The following is a 14,217-nucleotide window of genomic DNA, read 5'->3' as shown; positions in this document are numbered from 1 at the left end:
GAGGGAGAGGGGGATGCGGTGGGGGAAGCGGTGAGGCCCGGACTGGTCTGGGCCGCCACAGCGGCTTGGGAAGCAGTCGTGTCCGAGTTCGTACAGGCTGCCAGCAGCAAAGCCGCACCGCTCAGGGCACAGGCTGCGGCCAGCGAACGCAGTGGGATGGTGCGTTGCGCAGATCTCATGCAGCTTCCTATAACCCCACAATCATTCCAACCCGCTGCATAAAGGCGAAAATCGCCAGAACGGCCTAGTCGCGCCCCGAGGGCACGGGTGCCGAGGGCGCGTCCGGCCGAGCCCCCGCCGGCCGGACGCCGCGGGAACGCGCCGAGCGGTTCCGGCGGACGGCCGGGAAACGCCACGACGACCGCCGCCGTACGGCACCGGTCCGGTCGCCGCGAGGACGGCCGAGCCACGAACCGGACTTCCTCCGTCCACCGCAGCCCGAAGAGGCTCAGGCGGCGCCCGCCCCCGGGCCCGCTCCGGCCTCCGTCCCGGCGCGGCCGGCGGTTCCCGACGGGCGAGCCGCACCAGGCGGGCCGACGGCCAGGGCCCGAAGCCGGGACCGGACCCGCCCGCACGGGAGGGACACCTGCGCACAAGAAGTCTGAAAGAGCGTCAAACAGGGGCACAGCGGAAGAGTTGCCTGATCGGCAAAGCTCGTAGCGAAACCGTTGCCGTACTGTCGGCCGACCCGGACCGCGACCGCATAGGGTGTGATGCCGTTCCAGACCGCCGTGCGGCACGGCGAACTCGGCCCGGGGGCACCGTGGGGGCACGGCGGGAAGTGTCACATCCGTTCATTTCAGGGGGAATCAGAGCATGCGACTCATACGCCCGTCCTTCACCCTGCGTCGAAAAACGGGCGCCCGCCGCACCACCTCCCCCGCGCTGACCGCCGTCGCGCTGGTCTCGGCGCTGGTGCTCACCGCCACCGGCTGCGACTCCGGCGACGACACCAGGGCGGACGGCCGGCCCCAGGCCTCCGGGATCCCCGGTGACACCGACGGAATCGGCGACGGCAAGATCAAGATCCCGGACGACATCCGGCGCAGGCTCGAGGAGCACGGGATCGACATCGACAAGTGGAGGAACGGCGCCTGGAAGGACTGGAACAAGGACGACTGGCTGCGCGAGGCGGGCGACTTCATCAACCCGATCATCAAGGACCTGTGGAACCCGGAGCGCATGCGCCGGGCCGAGGACCCGAACCGGAGCATCGACGACAACGACCTCTCCGGTGACCAGGGGGTCACCGACCCGACTCCGGTACCGGTGAAGGCGCAGCCGGTCTCGCCGCCGTACCGCGAGAACGCGGCGACGGCGGGCAAGGTGTTCTTCGACTCCCCCGAGGGCAGCATGGTCTGCTCGGCGACGGTCGTCCAGGACCCGGCGCACCCGGGCAAGTCCAACCTGGTGTGGACGGCCGGCCACTGCGTGCACGCCGGCAAGAAGGGCGGCTGGTACCGCAACATCGCCTTCGTACCGGCGTACAACGACGCGGGCAGGAGCGCCGACCAGCTGAAGAACGCCTCCCGTGAGGAGGTCGCCCCGTACGGCGTGTGGTGGGGAGACTGGGCGCAGACCTCCCAGCAGTGGATCGAGCAGGGCGGCTCGACCGGCGGTCAGGGCGCTCCGTACGACTTCGCCGTCCTCCATGTCACGCCCGAGAAGGGCGGCAACGGCAAGTCGCTGGAGGAGACCGTCGGCGGGGCGCTGCCCGTGGACTTCAACGCCCCGGCCGTGCCGAAGGTGGACAGCGTCACCGCGACCGGCTACCCGGCGGCGGCGCCGTACGACGGCCAGCGGCTGTACCAGTGCCAGGACAAGCCGGGCCGGCTGTCGCTGAACGCCTCGGACCCGACGATGTACCGCATCGGCTGCACCATGACCGGCGGCTCCTCCGGCGGCGGCTGGGTCAGGACGGGACCGGACGGCAAGCCCGTCCTGGTCTCCAACACCTCGATCGGCCCGGTGACGACGGGCTGGCTGGCGGGCCCGCGGCTGGGCGAGGTGGCCAAGGGCGTGTACGACGCGATCAGCAGGAAGTTCGCCGGACAGTGACCGCCGGCCCGGCCCACTCGGCTGCGTACCGGAACGCGGGCGAGGGGCACGGCGTCCGGTGGCCTCGTGAACGCCGAGGGCTCGCTTCCCCGTCGCCGGGGAAGCGAGCCCTCGTTGTGTGCGAAGTCGTGGCCCGCGAGGGCCGCGGAGGCGGATCAGGCCGCGGGAGCCGGGGTGTACGGCGCCAGCTCCGCCGCGAGCTCCTCGTGCACCCAGGCCTTGAGCAGGGTGCCCTCCGCGGTGTGCTCCTGGGAGAGCACCTCGCCCTCGGAGTGGGCCCGGGCGATCAGGTTGCCGCAGGTGTACGGCACCAGTGCCTCGATCTCGACGGCCGGCCTGGGCAGCTCCCTGTCGATCAGGTCCAGCAGCTCGGGGATGCCCTCCCCGGTGCGGGCGGAGACCGCGATCGAGCGCTTCTCGATCCGCAGCAGCCGCTGGAGCACCAGCGGATCCGCCGCGTCCGCCTTGTTGATCACGACGATCTCGGGGATGCCGGCGGCGCCGATGTCCCTGATCACCTCGCGCACGGCGGCCAGCTGCTCCTCCGGGTCGGGGTGGGCGCCGTCGACCACGTGCAGGATCAGGTCGGCGTCGCCGACCTCCTCCATGGTGGAGCGGAACGCCTCGACCAGGTGGTGCGGCAGGTGCCGGACGAAACCGACGGTGTCGGCCAGGGTGTAGGTCCGGCCGCTCGGGGTCTCGGCCCGGCGCACGGTCGGGTCCAGGGTCGCGAACAGCGCGTTCTCGACCAGGACACCCGCACCGGTGAGCCGGTTGAGCAGGGAGGACTTGCCGGCGTTGGTGTAGCCGGCGATGGCGACGGAGGGCACCCTGTTGCGGCGCCGCTCCTGCCGCTTGACCTCGCGGCCGGTCTTCATGCTCGCGATCTCCCGGCGCATCTTCGCCATCTTCTCGCGAATCCGCCGCCGGTCCGTCTCGATCTTGGTCTCACCGGGACCGCGGGTGGCGATCCCGCCGCTGCCGCCACCCATCTGCCGGGACAGCGACTGACCCCAACCGCGCAGCCTCGGCAGCATGTACTCCATCTGCGCGAGCGCGACCTGTGCCTTGCCCTCCCGGGACTTGGCGTGCTGGGCGAAGATGTCCAGGATCAGGGCCGTACGGTCGATGACCTTGACCTTGACGACGTCCTCGAGCTGGATCAGCTGGCCGGGGCTGAGCTCGCCGTCGCAGATGACGGTGTCCGCGCCCGTCTCCACGACGATGTCGCGCAGCTCGTCGGCCTTGCCGGAGCCGATGTAGGTGGCCGGGTCGGGCTTGTCGCGGCGCTGGATCACGCCGTCGAGCACGACCGCGCCCGCGGTCTCCGCGAGGGCGGCGAGCTCGGCGAGCGAGTTCTCCGCGTCCTGCACGGTTCCCGAGGTCCACACACCGACGAGCACGACCCGCTCCAGGCGGAGCTGCCGGTACTCGACCTCGGTGACGTCCTCGAGCTCGGTGGAGAGGCCCGCGACACGGCGCAGGGCCGCGCGGTCGAAGCGGTCGAGCTGATCGCCGTCCCGCTCGCCGTCGATCTCGGGGCTCCAGGCGACGTCCTCTTCCATCAGGGCATCGGCCCGGAGGCCCTCGGGGCGGGTGTTCGCAAGGCGCCTGCCGGATCGAGACGCCCGAAACGTCTGGGAAGAGGAGGAAGAGGAGGTCATTGGATCCTTACGTCGTGGGACATTGTCGTCACCGGTCACAACACAGGAGTACCCGGGAACATTCCCTTGTCCCCCGCTGTACCGGCCCGACGATGGTCGCACGGCGCGAGCCGTTCCGCCACGGCATTATTTCTCCGTCCCCGCGTCCGCGCCCCTCCCGGCCGTTCCTCCGTTCCCCCGTTCATTCTCCGATCATTCTTTTCTCGATCATTGCCCGCCCATTCCCCGTCCGCTCCCCCGGTCGTTTCCCCGGTGCTTCCCGGAGGCTTCTCCGGCTGGCTTCCCAGGCACTTCTTCCCGGGCAACTTCTCCGGACGTCTCTCCGTGCGCCTTTCCGGACGCCTTCCCGGACGCCTTCCCGGTCATTTCTGCGCCGTCTTCACCGGCGGCACGGACTTCCAGTCGGGGTGGCCGGGCATCGGCGGGGTCTTCTCCCCGTACAGCCAGGCCTTGAAGAAGCCGCTCAGATCGCGTCCGGCGATCTGTGAGGCCAGCCGCTGGAAGTCGGCCGTGGTCGCGGTGCCGTCCCGGTGGGAACGCACCCAGGTGCGCTCCAGGCGCTCGAAGTCCTGCTTGCCGATCTCCTGACGCAGCGCGTACAGGACGAGCGCGGCGCCGTCGTAGACGTTCGGGCGGAAGATGCCGGTCTTCTGCCCGGGCTTCGGCGGCTTGGGCGTCCCGGGCGGTCCGCCGGCCTCGCGCCAGCGGTCGGAGGCGCTGTAGGCGGCCTTCATGCGGGCCTCCAGGGACCGGTTCGCCTTCTCCTCGGCGTACAGGGCCTCGTACCAGGTGGCATGCCCCTCGCTGAGCCACAGGTCGGACCAGGTGCGCGGGCTCACGCTGTCGCCGAACCACTGGTGGGACAGCTCGTGCACCATGATCGACTCGACGTACCACTCGGGGTAGGCGTCGTCGGTGAAGAGCCTCTTCTCGAACAGGGACAGGGTCTGCGTCTCGAGCTGGAAGCCGGTGTCGGCGGAGGCCACCAGCACGCCGTACGTCTCGAAGGGGTACGGGCCGACCTTGCTCTCCATCCAGGCGATCTGGGCGGGGGTCCTGGCCAGCCACGGCTCGAGCGCCGCGCGGTCCCCGGCCGGGACGACGTCCCGCACGGGCAGGTCCTGCGGGCCGGTGCGGTGCAGCACGGTGGAGCGGCCGATGGAGATCTGCGTCAGCTCGGTGGCCATGGGGTGCCGGGTGCGGTACGTCCACGTGGTCGTGCCGCCGCTTCGGTCGACAGCGGTCGGCAGCCCGTTGGCGACGGCCGTGTACCCCTCGGGCGTGGTGACACGGATGGTGAACATCGCCTTGTCGGACGGATGGTCGTTGCACGGGAACACCAGGTGTGCGGCGTCGGCCTGGTTGGCCAGGACGAGACCGTCCTCGGTGCGCACCCAGCCTCCGTCGCGGTTCTTTCCGGGCACGGGGTCGCTGGTGTGGCGTACGGTGATCCGCGTCCAACTGCTGCGGGGCAGCGGGTTCTTCGGGGTGATCACGAGGTCTTCGCCGACGGTGGTGAACGCGGCCGGGCTGCCGTCGACCTCCACGGAGTCGACCTTGCCGTGCGCGAAGTCGAGGTTCAGCCGGTCCAGCTTCTGCGTCGTCCACGCGTCGATCGTGGTGACGGCCCGCAGCGGCGTGCTGTTGTCGCCGGAGTAGGTGAAGGCCAGGTCGTACGACGACACGTCGTATCCCGGGTTGCCCAGGTGCGGAAAGAGCCGGTCCCCGACGCCCAGGGGCTCGGGCGGGGCGCTCGCGGCGACGAGGCCGACGGAGACGGCGGAGGCGAGAAGGACCGCCTTCAGGCGACGCGGGACACGTGATCCGGTGCTGAGCAGCATGTCCCACCGCTACCAGCGCTCCCGCGCGACGCGGCGCAGGCTCGCGCCCGACCCACCCGAAAGGATCCCTCGGAACCACACCGAGGGCCGGGGGACGAGGTGTTGAGGGGCGCTCACGGCGTGCGAGCGGTGTGCCGGGCGGCGCGCACGGCCGGGGAGCGCATGTGCGCGAAAGGGCGGGCCCCGGGGTGCACGGACGGCCGGGGCGGCGGAGCACGCGGGACCACCGGCCCGAAGTGCCGGGCGCACCGGGCGTCTTGTGCCGGTGCCCGGCACACCCGGCGTGCGTGTCCGGGGCGGGGCGCCCCATGCGCCCGGCGGCTACGGCTGGGTGCGGCTCACGTCGTAGACGCCCGGGACGTTGCGCATCGCGCGCATCAGGGACGGCAGCCCGGCGGCGTCGGGCAGTTGGAGGGTGTACGTGTGGCGGACGTGCTGCCGGACCGGCGGGGACACCGTCGCCGAGATGATCTCGACTCCCTCACGGGCGATCGCCTCGGTGAGGTCGGCCAGCAGATGGGGGCGGTCGAACGATTCGGCGAGCAGCGTGACCCGGCATGCGGTGGTGTCTCCCCAGCGCACGTCGACCTCCGCGCGCCCCGCGCTCTTCATCCGCGCGACCGTCGCGCACTCCACGCGGTGCACGGTGACCGCTCCCCCGCGGACGACGAACCCGGTGATCGCGTCGGGCGGCACGGGGGTGCAGCAGCCCGCGAGCCGTGCGTTCGCGCGGGGGCGGTCGACGACCAGGACGCTCGCCCCGCGGGGTGCGGCGCCGGCGGCCGCACCGGCCTCCCGGGCCGGGGGCGGACCGGCGTCCCCCGCCCTGCTCGGAACGGAAGCCGCGGCTGCCGGGGCGGCGGCACCGCCCGTGTTCCCGGACTTCCGGGACTTCCCGGCGTCCTCGGCGTTCCCGGCGCCCTCGGCCTCCTCGGCCGGGGACGGCCGTGCGGCCAGCCGGCGCTGGATGGCGATGCGGGCGGTCGGGGTGCGCGCGTGCTCCAGCCACTCCCGGGAGGGTTCGGAGGACGGGTCCTGGCCCATGAGCAGCTGGACGGTGTCGCCGTCCTTCAGGACGGTGCCCAGCGTCGCCAGGCGGCCGTTGACCCAGGCGCCCATGCACGCGTGCGCGTCCTCGCCGTACAGGGCGTAGGCGGCGTCCACGCACGTGGCGCCCTCGGGCAGGCCCAGCGTGCCTCCGTCGGGCCTGAAGACGGTGATCTCGCGGTCCTGGGCGAGGTCCTCGCGGAGCGTGGACCAGAAGGTGTCGGGGTCGGGTGCCGCCCGCTGCCACTCGAGGAGGCGGGAGAGCCAGCCGGGCCGGGTGGGGTCGGCGCGCTCGCCGTCGCCCGCGGACTGCTCCTCCGAGGACGGGGCGTAGGGGTTGCCGAGCGCCACGACACCGGCCTCGGCGACCTTGTGCATCCGGTGGGTGCGGATGAGGATCTCGACGACCTCGCCGTCCACGGGGGTCCCTCCGGGCGCGTCCGCGTGGTCCCGGGGGAGGGCGACGGCCGTGTGCAGCGACTGGTACAGGTTGAACTTGGGTACCGCGATGAAGTCCTTGAACTCCGAGACGATCGGCGTCATGCACGTGTGCAGTTCGCCGAGGACCGCGTAGCAGTCGGCGTCCTCGTTCACCAGCACCAGCAGCCGCCCGAAGTCGCATCCGCGCAGCCGGCCGCGTTTGCGGGCGACGCGGTGCACGGAGACGAAGTGCCGTGGCCGGATGAGGACTTCGGCGGTGATACCGGCCTCGCGCAGCACTCCGCGGACCTGTTCGGCGACCTCGGCGAGCGGGTCGTCGGGACGCGCGGCGTTCTCGGCGATCAGCTCGCGCGTGCGTGCGTACTCCTCGGGGTGCAGGACGGCGAAGACCAGGTCCTCCAGCTCGGTCTTGAGGGCCTGCACCCCGAGCCGTTCGGCGAGCGGGATGAGCACGTCCCGGGTGACCCTGGCGATGCGTTTCTGTTTCTCCGGGCGCATCACCCCGAGGGTGCGCATGTTGTGCAGCCGGTCGGCGAGCTTGATCGACATCACGCGGACGTCGTTGCCCGTGGCGACGAGCATCTTGCGGAAGGTCTCGGGCTCGGCGGCGGCGCCGTAGTCGACCTTCTCCAGCTTGGTGACGCCGTCGACGAGGTAGCGCACCTCCTCGCCGAACTCCTTGCCGACCTGCTCCAGGGTCACGTCGGTGTCCTCGACGGTGTCGTGCAGCAGTGATGCCGTCAAGGTGGTGGTCTCCGCGCCGAGTTCGGCGAGGATGAGGGTCACCGCGAGGGGGTGCGTGATGTACGGCTCACCGCTTTTGCGCATCTGCCCCCGGTGGGAGGACTCGGCCAGGAGATAGGCGCGGCGCAGCGGCTCGAGGTCGGCGTCGGGGAAGTGGGCGCGGTGGGCCTCGACCACGTGGCTGATGGCGTCGGGCAGCCGGTCGCGGGTGGCCGTGCCGAGCAGGGCGGCCCGGCCGAGCCGGCGCAGGTCGATTCGCGGGCGGGCCCTGCGGCGGGGCTCTGCGGGAGCCACCGGGCCCGGGGCCGCAGGATTCGTGGCATCCGCACTCATGGCACCTCCGGCTGCGTGGACCGGCGGACGGGGTGCCAAGGCATGCACGGCTCAAGGGATGGCAACGGATTCCCCCGTCCGAGCCGGTGCTTGATGCTACCGAGCCCGACGGGCCCGATCGGCCGCCTCTCGGCGAGCGTGAAACGGATCACCCATTCGAGCGATGGCTGGAAAGTTTAAGTTTTCCGGTCACCTGACCGGGTGGCGGCCATGGATTTCCTGCTCCCCGCACGTCCAGGCATACGTATGACCGGAGCCGCGGGCTGCCTCCTCTGCGATCCATGGCCGCCCCTCCCTCAGCCGACGACTGTTTTCAGCCATTCACCGTCGATCTCGCCTTCGGCGACGATCACCGCCGGACCGGTCATCTCGATCTCGCCGTCCGGCCGCTCGGTGATCACCAGTGTTCCGCCGGGCACGTCCACCGTGTACGTCACCGGGGTCCCGGTGACCGCGGGGTCGACGCCGTCGCGCCGGGCGGCCGCCACGGCGACGGCGCACGCGCCCGTGCCGCAGGAGCGGGTCTCGCCGGAGCCGCGCTCGTGCACGCGCAGGGCGACATGGCGGGGTCCTCGGTCGACCACGAACTCGACGTTCACCCCGTCCGGGTAGGCGGAGGCCGGGCTGAAGGCCGGCGGGGAGAGCAGGTCGCCGGCGTCGGCGAGGTCGTCGACGAAGGCGACCGCGTGCGGGTTGCCCATGTTCACATTGCGCGCGGGCCAGCTGCGCCCGCCGGCGCTCACCGTGACCTCCCCCTCGGGGAGCCGCGCCCTGCCCATGCCGACGGTGATGTCGCCGTCCTTGGCGAGGTGCACGGTCTTCACACCCCCGCGTGTGGCGATCGCGAGGTCGCCCTCGGCCGCGTGCCCGGCGTACTGGAGGTAGCGCGCGAAGACCCGCACACCGTTGCCGCACATCTCCGCGATCGAGCCGTCGCTGTTGCGGTAGTCCATGAACCACTCCGCCCCGGCCGCCATCTCGCGGGCCTCGGGGTGCGCGGCCGACCGTACGACGTGCAGCACGCCGTCCCCTCCGATGCCCGCGCGGCGGTCGCACAGGGCGGCCACGGCGGCCGGCGGCAGGTCCACGGCGTTCTCCGGGTCCGGGACGATCACGAAGTCGTTCTCCGTGCCGTGGCCCTTGAGGAAGGGGATGCGCGTGCTCATGCCTCGATCGTACGGGGTGCCCGCGCCCGAGGCGCACGCCCGGCGGACCGCCGTCCCCGCAGGGGTCCTCCGCGTCCTCGCAGGTCCCCACGGGCGCTCCCCGGGCCCTGCCGGCGCCCTCCCGCCTGCCCCGCCCGCCCGTGCGGCGCTCCCCGGCCCGGAAGGCCGGAAGACGCCTCCGGGCGTGCTCCCGCGCGCCCTCGGCCCTGCTCGGGCAGGGGGCTTCTGACACCGGCGGGGAACCTCATGACACCGGACGCCGTGCGGCCCGTCCTCCGGCCGGACGGCGAAGGACACCGACGGGAAGGACCCGGCCGGCAGAACTCCGCCCGAAAGGCACCGGCCGGCAGGGCCCCGGCCGCCGCAGGCCCTAACGGAGCCGGGCGACGCGCCAGACGGCGAGGGCGACGGCCACGGCGACGAGGAGGGCGTACGCGCCGATCACCCGCCAGTCGAGGCGGCGGCCCGAGCCCCGCGGGGGCAGGCCGGGCCAGGTGTAGCCGACTCGGCGGGCGGCCATCATGCCCCAGCCCGCCGAGCAGAGGCAGATCAGCAACCCCAGCATGGCGATCACGGCACCGCTGTCGCTGTCGAAGGCCAGTGGGAAGGCGAACATGAGGGAACCGACCGCGGCCAGGCCCACGATGGGGGCCAGCTGCCAGATGCGCAGCCGCCGCTGCGGGCGCAGCTCGACTTCCACCTCGGGCCCGGCGAACATCTCCTCGGACTCCGGACCGTCCGCGGTCACTCCGCCCTGCGTCTCGTCGGGGCCGTCGGAACTCAGGGAAGCGGAGCTCAGGGAATCGGAGCTCAGGGAACTTTCGTCCGGCTCCGCGCCGCCGCGGTCCACGGTGATGCGGTCCGTTCCTTGTGCGGTGTCGTGAGGGCCGGCCTCCATCGCCACGCGCCCTCCCAACTAGGACTCTCTTTGGTCGATCGGAGCTCGATGATGGCATGGCGCGGGGGACCCGGACGGCGCCCGGGGCGTCCCGATGCCATGACGTGATCAGGCTGTAACCGGTCGTTCGACCAACGACAATGCCAGACGCGGAAGTTCCCCGAGATCCGCCGCGGCTCCGCTCAGCCAGTGCACCCGCGGATCACGCCGGAACCAGGAGTCCTGACGGCGCGCGAAGCGTTTGGTGGCGCGTACGGTCTCCGCGCGCGCCTCTTCCAGCGTGCACTCCCCCGCGAGCGCTGCGAGCACCTGCTGGTAGCCGAGCGCGCGCGATGCCGTGCGCCCCTGGCGCAGGCCCTGGGCCTCCAGCGCGCGCACCTCGTCCACGAGCCCTGCCTCCCACATGCGGTCGACCCGGCGCGCGATGCGCTCGTCGAGCTCGGGACGGGGCACGTCGACGCCGATCTGGATGGTGTCGTAGACCGCCTCGTGACCGGGGAGGGTGGCCGTGAAGGGACGGCCGGTGATCTCGATCACCTCCAGGGCCCGGACGATGCGGCGGCCGTTGCTGGGCAGGATGGCCCGCGCGGCCTCGGGGTCGACGGCGGCCAGGCGGGCGTGCAGCACGCCGGAGCCGTGCCGGGCGAGTTCCTCCTCCAGCCGGGCCCGCACCTCGGGGTCGGTGCCGGGGAACTCCAGGTTGTCCACGGCCCCGCGGACGTACAGGCCGGAGCCGCCGACCAGGATCGGCCAGCGCCCCTCGGCGAGCAGCGCGTCGATCCGCTCCCGGGCGAGCCTTTGGTACTCGGCGACGGAGGCCGTGACCGTCACGTCCCAGATGTCGAGGAGGTGGTGGGGCACGCCGCCGCGCTCCTCGGGCCTCAGCTTCGCGGTGCCGATGTCCATCCCCCGGTAGAGCTGCATGGAGTCGGCGTTGACGACCTCGCCCCCGAGCTGCTGGGCCAGGAAGACGCCCAGGTCGGACTTTCCGGCCGCGGTGGGGCCGACGACGGCGATGACGCGAGGAGTGGAAGGTGCGCTGCTCACCGTGACAGTCTCGCAAATCCCGTACCGCTGCTTCGAATGAGTTTTGAAGGAGTTGCACTCCATGTGGGGTGATATGGGAGTTTTTGCGCAACTCCTTTGCGGGTAGGAGCGGCAGAGAAGGTCTTGGCCGTTGGGGAGAAGACCGCCAGGAAAGGTGAACCATGGGTCTGCTGGACAACATGAAGGCCCGTATCGGCCCCGCCAAGGAGAAGGTGTCGCACCTCGCCCAGCGGCACGGGGACACGATCGGGCACGGCCTGGAGAAGGCCGCGAAGCTGGTGGACGAGAAGACCAAGGGCAGGTACAGCGACAAGATCCAGGCGGGCACGGGCAAGGCCAGGCAGGCCATGGACCGGCTCGCGCACGGGAGCGGGAAGGGCCCGGAGAGGGGCGGCCCGGAAAGGAGTGAGGCTCCCCCGGCCGGCGAGACGCCGAAGAGCGCTGCCCCGCCGGCGTCGCCGGAGGGTCGGCCGCCCGTGTCCTGAAAAGAGCCGCGCCCGCCCTACGACCAGGTCGCGACCAGGTATCCCACGCCGTACGGCGCATCGTCGTAGAGCAGCTCACCCCGCAGGCCGGCGCCCTCGGCAGCTCCCGCGAGGACCTGCCAGGGGGCCCGGCCCACCGCTTTCAGCCCGTGTGCCGGCTCCGTGCCGAGGGCCAGGAGGGCCGCCGTGTCCGCCTCCTCCAGCGCACGGGCGACCTCTGCGTCGAAGGGCTCGGCGCGTTCGTCGAGGTATCCCGGCGCCTTGACCGACCGGCAGGCGCTGGCGTCGCCCATCACCAGCAGCGCCACCCGGCCGGCCCGCCGGGCGATGTCCCGGCCGGCCGCCGCGCACCGCTCGGGCTCCAGCAGCTCCTCCACACCGATCCCCTCGACGGGGACGTCGAGCCGGCCGGCTTGCTCCAGCAGCCAGGCGGCCACGGCGAGCGAGGGCGGCAGCTCCTGCCCGGGCACGGTGCCGGTGTCCCGGCCGAGCCGGACGTCCACGTCCACGCCGAAGCCCCGGAACGACCCCCGGGTGCCCTCGGGGTAGGAGGTGCACCCGGGCTGTCCGGCGGGTCCGACGACCACGAGCAGATCGGGCCGGGCGGCGGCGAGCACGCCCAGGGCCTGCCCGCACGCGGCTCGCGCGGCGTCCATCTCGGGTGCGGCGCCCGCGGCGACCTCGGGCACGAGAAGGGGCGGGCAGGGGCAGACGGCGGCGGCGACAAGCATGATCGGCAGGGTAGCGCCGGACCACGCCCGGGCGTCACTCCGCCGTCCGTTCCCGCCCGGCAGGGCGGGCCGGGTCAGTCGCAGCCGCAGCCGCTGCCCGCCGGGGCCGGCAGCGGGGCGGGGGCGCCCACCTTCGGCAGACCGAGCATGACGCCCTTGGACTTGGCCTGCTCGGCGGCGTTGCGCCGCTCCCAGGCGTCACCGGCGCGCGTGCGGCGCACATCGAGCACGGGGCCCTCGGCGAGGAGGTGGTGCGGGGCGGCGTAGGTGACCTCGACCGTGACCACGTCGCCGGGGCGGACGGCCTGGTCCGGCTTGGTGAAGTGGACCAGGCGGTTGTCGGGGGCGCGGCCGGACAGACGGCGGGTGGTGCCGTCCTTGCGGCCCTCGCCCTCGGCGACCATGAGCTCCAGCCTGCGGCCGAGCTGCTTCTTGTTCTCCTCCCAGGAGATCTCCTCCTGCAGGGCGACCAGCCGCTCGTAGCGCTCCTGGACGACCTCCTTGGGGACCTGGTTCTCCATCTCGGCGGCCGGGGTGCCCGGACGCTTGGAGTACTGGAAGGTGAACGCCTGCGCGAACCGCGCCTCGCGCACCACGTGCAGCGTCTGCTCGAAGTCCTCCTCGGTCTCGCCGGGGAAGCCCACGATGATGTCGGTGGTGATCGCCGCGTCCGGGATGGCCGCGCGGACCTTCTCGATGATCTTGAGGTAGCGCTCCTGGCGGTAGGAGCGGCGCATGGCCCTGAGCACCTTGTCCGAGCCGGACTGCAGCGGCATGTGCAGCTGCGGCATCACGTTCGGCGTCTCGGCCATGGCGGCGATGACGTCGTCGGTGAAGTCGCGCGGATGCGGGGAGGTGAAACGGACGCGCTCCAGGCCCTCGATCTTCCCGCAGGCACGCAGCAGCTTGCTGAACGCCTCGCGGTCGCCGATGTCGGAGCCGTAGGCGTTGACGTTCTGCCCGAGCAGTGTGATCTCCGAGACTCCCTCGGCGACCAGGGCCTCCACCTCGGCGAGGATGTCGCCGGGGCGGCGGTCCTTCTCCTTGCCGCGCAGCGCCGGGACGATGCAGAAGGTGCAGGTGTTGTTGCAGCCGACGGAGATCGAGACCCAGGCCGCGTAGGCGCTCTCGCGCCGTGTCGGCAGCGTGGAGGGGAACGCCTCCAGGGACTCGGCGATCTCGACCTGCGCCTCCTTCTGCACGCGGGCGCGCTCCAGCAGCACCGGCAGCTTGCCGATGTTGTGCGTGCCGAAGACGACGTCCACCCAGGGCGCCTTCTTCACGATGGTGTCCCGGTCCTTCTGCGCCAGGCAGCCGCCGACCGCGATCTGCATCCCGGGCCGCTTGGCCTTCTTCGGCGCGAGGTGCCCGAGGTTGCCGTAGAGCCGGTTGTCGGCGTTCTCCCGGACGGCGCAGGTGTTGAAGACGACGACGTCCGCGTCGCCGTCCGAGCCCTCCGGCGCCCGCACATAGCCCGCCTCCTCCAGCAGGCCGGCCAGTCGCTCGGAGTCGTGGACGTTCATCTGGCACCCGTAGGTGCGGATTTCGTAGCTCCTGGGTTTCTGGACGTCCACTGCGATGCTCCGGTCGCTGCTGCTGGTCATGCGTCAAGGGTAGGCGCTTCCGGCAGGACCCCGTACCGGCGGCGAGGACGCCCCGGTGAGGGCCTCGCACCCGCCGGAGGGCGCACACACGGCCCCCGGCCGTGGACAGGGGCCTCAATCGGGGCCGGGGGCCTCGGGGGCCCGGCCTCGGGGCCGCC

The 14,217-nt window shown here is 72.1% G+C and carries 10 protein-coding genes; 2 read left to right on the top strand and 8 right to left on the bottom strand.

The window, feature by feature from the left end:
* Positions 1 to 816: 816 nt before the first annotated feature.
* Complete coding sequence (locus tag CCN35_RS18755; protein WP_067393360.1) at positions 817 to 2,058, top strand: trypsin-like serine peptidase; 1,242 nt, start codon at positions 817 to 819, stop codon at positions 2,056 to 2,058.
* Between the two features lie 155 nt (positions 2,059 to 2,213).
* Here CCN35_RS18755 and hflX read toward each other — a convergent pair whose 3' ends face one another.
* The 6 genes from hflX to miaA form a co-directional block, all read right to left on the bottom strand.
* Entirely contained in the window at positions 2,214 to 3,722 is a 1,509-nt protein-coding gene (hflX, locus tag CCN35_RS18750) for a GTPase HflX (RefSeq protein WP_067393363.1), read from the bottom strand.
* A 362-nt stretch (positions 3,723 to 4,084) separates the two neighbouring features.
* Positions 4,085 to 5,563 carry a M1 family metallopeptidase gene (locus CCN35_RS18745; RefSeq protein WP_067393367.1) on the bottom strand — a complete coding sequence of 493 codons (1,479 nt, stop codon included), beginning with the start codon at positions 5,561 to 5,563 and terminating at the stop codon, positions 4,085 to 4,087.
* A 321-nt stretch (positions 5,564 to 5,884) separates the two neighbouring features.
* Positions 5,885 to 8,128, bottom strand: coding sequence for a RelA/SpoT family protein (locus CCN35_RS18740; protein ID WP_086793608.1), 2,244 nt, complete (start codon positions 8,126 to 8,128; stop codon positions 5,885 to 5,887).
* Positions 8,129 to 8,424: 296 nt separating this feature from the next.
* Positions 8,425 to 9,294, bottom strand: coding sequence for a diaminopimelate epimerase (gene dapF / locus CCN35_RS18735; RefSeq protein ID WP_067393373.1), 870 nt, complete (start codon positions 9,292 to 9,294; stop codon positions 8,425 to 8,427).
* 370 nt (positions 9,295 to 9,664) lie between these two features.
* Positions 9,665 to 10,192 (bottom strand): hypothetical protein, encoded by a 528-nt coding sequence (locus CCN35_RS18730; RefSeq protein WP_086793606.1) that lies wholly within the window; start codon positions 10,190 to 10,192, stop codon positions 9,665 to 9,667.
* A gap of 108 nt (positions 10,193 to 10,300) precedes the next feature.
* On the bottom strand, positions 10,301 to 11,239 hold the full coding sequence (gene miaA, locus CCN35_RS18725; RefSeq protein WP_067393383.1) for a tRNA (adenosine(37)-N6)-dimethylallyltransferase MiaA: 939 nt from the start codon (positions 11,237 to 11,239) through the stop codon (positions 10,301 to 10,303).
* Positions 11,240 to 11,400: 161 nt separating this feature from the next.
* Here miaA and CCN35_RS18720 point away from each other — a divergent pair, with 161 nt between their 5' ends.
* Entirely contained in the window at positions 11,401 to 11,724 is a 324-nt protein-coding gene (locus CCN35_RS18720; RefSeq protein WP_067393388.1) for an antitoxin, read from the top strand.
* Positions 11,725 to 11,741: 17 nt separating this feature from the next.
* Here CCN35_RS18720 and CCN35_RS18715 read toward each other — a convergent pair whose 3' ends face one another.
* Positions 11,742 to 12,455 carry a class III extradiol dioxygenase subunit B-like domain-containing protein gene (locus CCN35_RS18715; RefSeq protein WP_086793604.1) on the bottom strand — a complete coding sequence of 238 codons (714 nt, stop codon included), beginning with the start codon at positions 12,453 to 12,455 and terminating at the stop codon, positions 11,742 to 11,744.
* A gap of 74 nt (positions 12,456 to 12,529) precedes the next feature.
* Complete coding sequence (gene miaB / locus CCN35_RS18710) at positions 12,530 to 14,059, bottom strand: tRNA (N6-isopentenyl adenosine(37)-C2)-methylthiotransferase MiaB (protein ID WP_067393393.1); 1,530 nt, start codon at positions 14,057 to 14,059, stop codon at positions 12,530 to 12,532.
* Positions 14,060 to 14,217: the final 158 nt, after the last annotated feature.

The sequence above is a fragment of the Streptomyces thermovulgaris genome, assembly GCF_002155915.1.
Classification (GTDB): domain Bacteria; phylum Actinomycetota; class Actinomycetes; order Streptomycetales; family Streptomycetaceae; genus Streptomyces; species Streptomyces thermovulgaris.
This window is presented reverse-complemented; position numbering and strand designations above follow the sequence as displayed.

Excerpts from the sequence above, each read along its gene's own strand:
- dapF (WP_067393373.1), bottom strand. The coding sequence starts at position 9,294 with ATGAGCACGCGCATCCCCTTCCTCAAGGGCCACGGCACGGAGAACGAC.
- CCN35_RS18730 (WP_086793606.1), bottom strand. The coding sequence starts at position 10,192 with ATGGAGGCCGGCCCTCACGACACCGCACAAGGAACGGACCGCATCACC.
- CCN35_RS18720 (WP_067393388.1), top strand. The coding sequence starts at position 11,401 with ATGGGTCTGCTGGACAACATGAAGGCCCGTATCGGCCCCGCCAAGGAG.
- miaB (WP_067393393.1), bottom strand. The coding sequence starts at position 14,059 with ATGACCAGCAGCAGCGACCGGAGCATCGCAGTGGACGTCCAGAAACCC.
- CCN35_RS18745 (WP_067393367.1), bottom strand. The coding sequence starts at position 5,563 with ATGCTGCTCAGCACCGGATCACGTGTCCCGCGTCGCCTGAAGGCGGTC.
- hflX (WP_067393363.1), bottom strand. The coding sequence starts at position 3,722 with ATGACCTCCTCTTCCTCCTCTTCCCAGACGTTTCGGGCGTCTCGATCC.
- CCN35_RS18740 (WP_086793608.1), bottom strand. The coding sequence starts at position 8,128 with ATGAGTGCGGATGCCACGAATCCTGCGGCCCCGGGCCCGGTGGCTCCC.
- CCN35_RS18715 (WP_086793604.1), bottom strand. The coding sequence starts at position 12,455 with ATGCTTGTCGCCGCCGCCGTCTGCCCCTGCCCGCCCCTTCTCGTGCCC.
- CCN35_RS18755 (WP_067393360.1), top strand. The coding sequence starts at position 817 with ATGCGACTCATACGCCCGTCCTTCACCCTGCGTCGAAAAACGGGCGCC.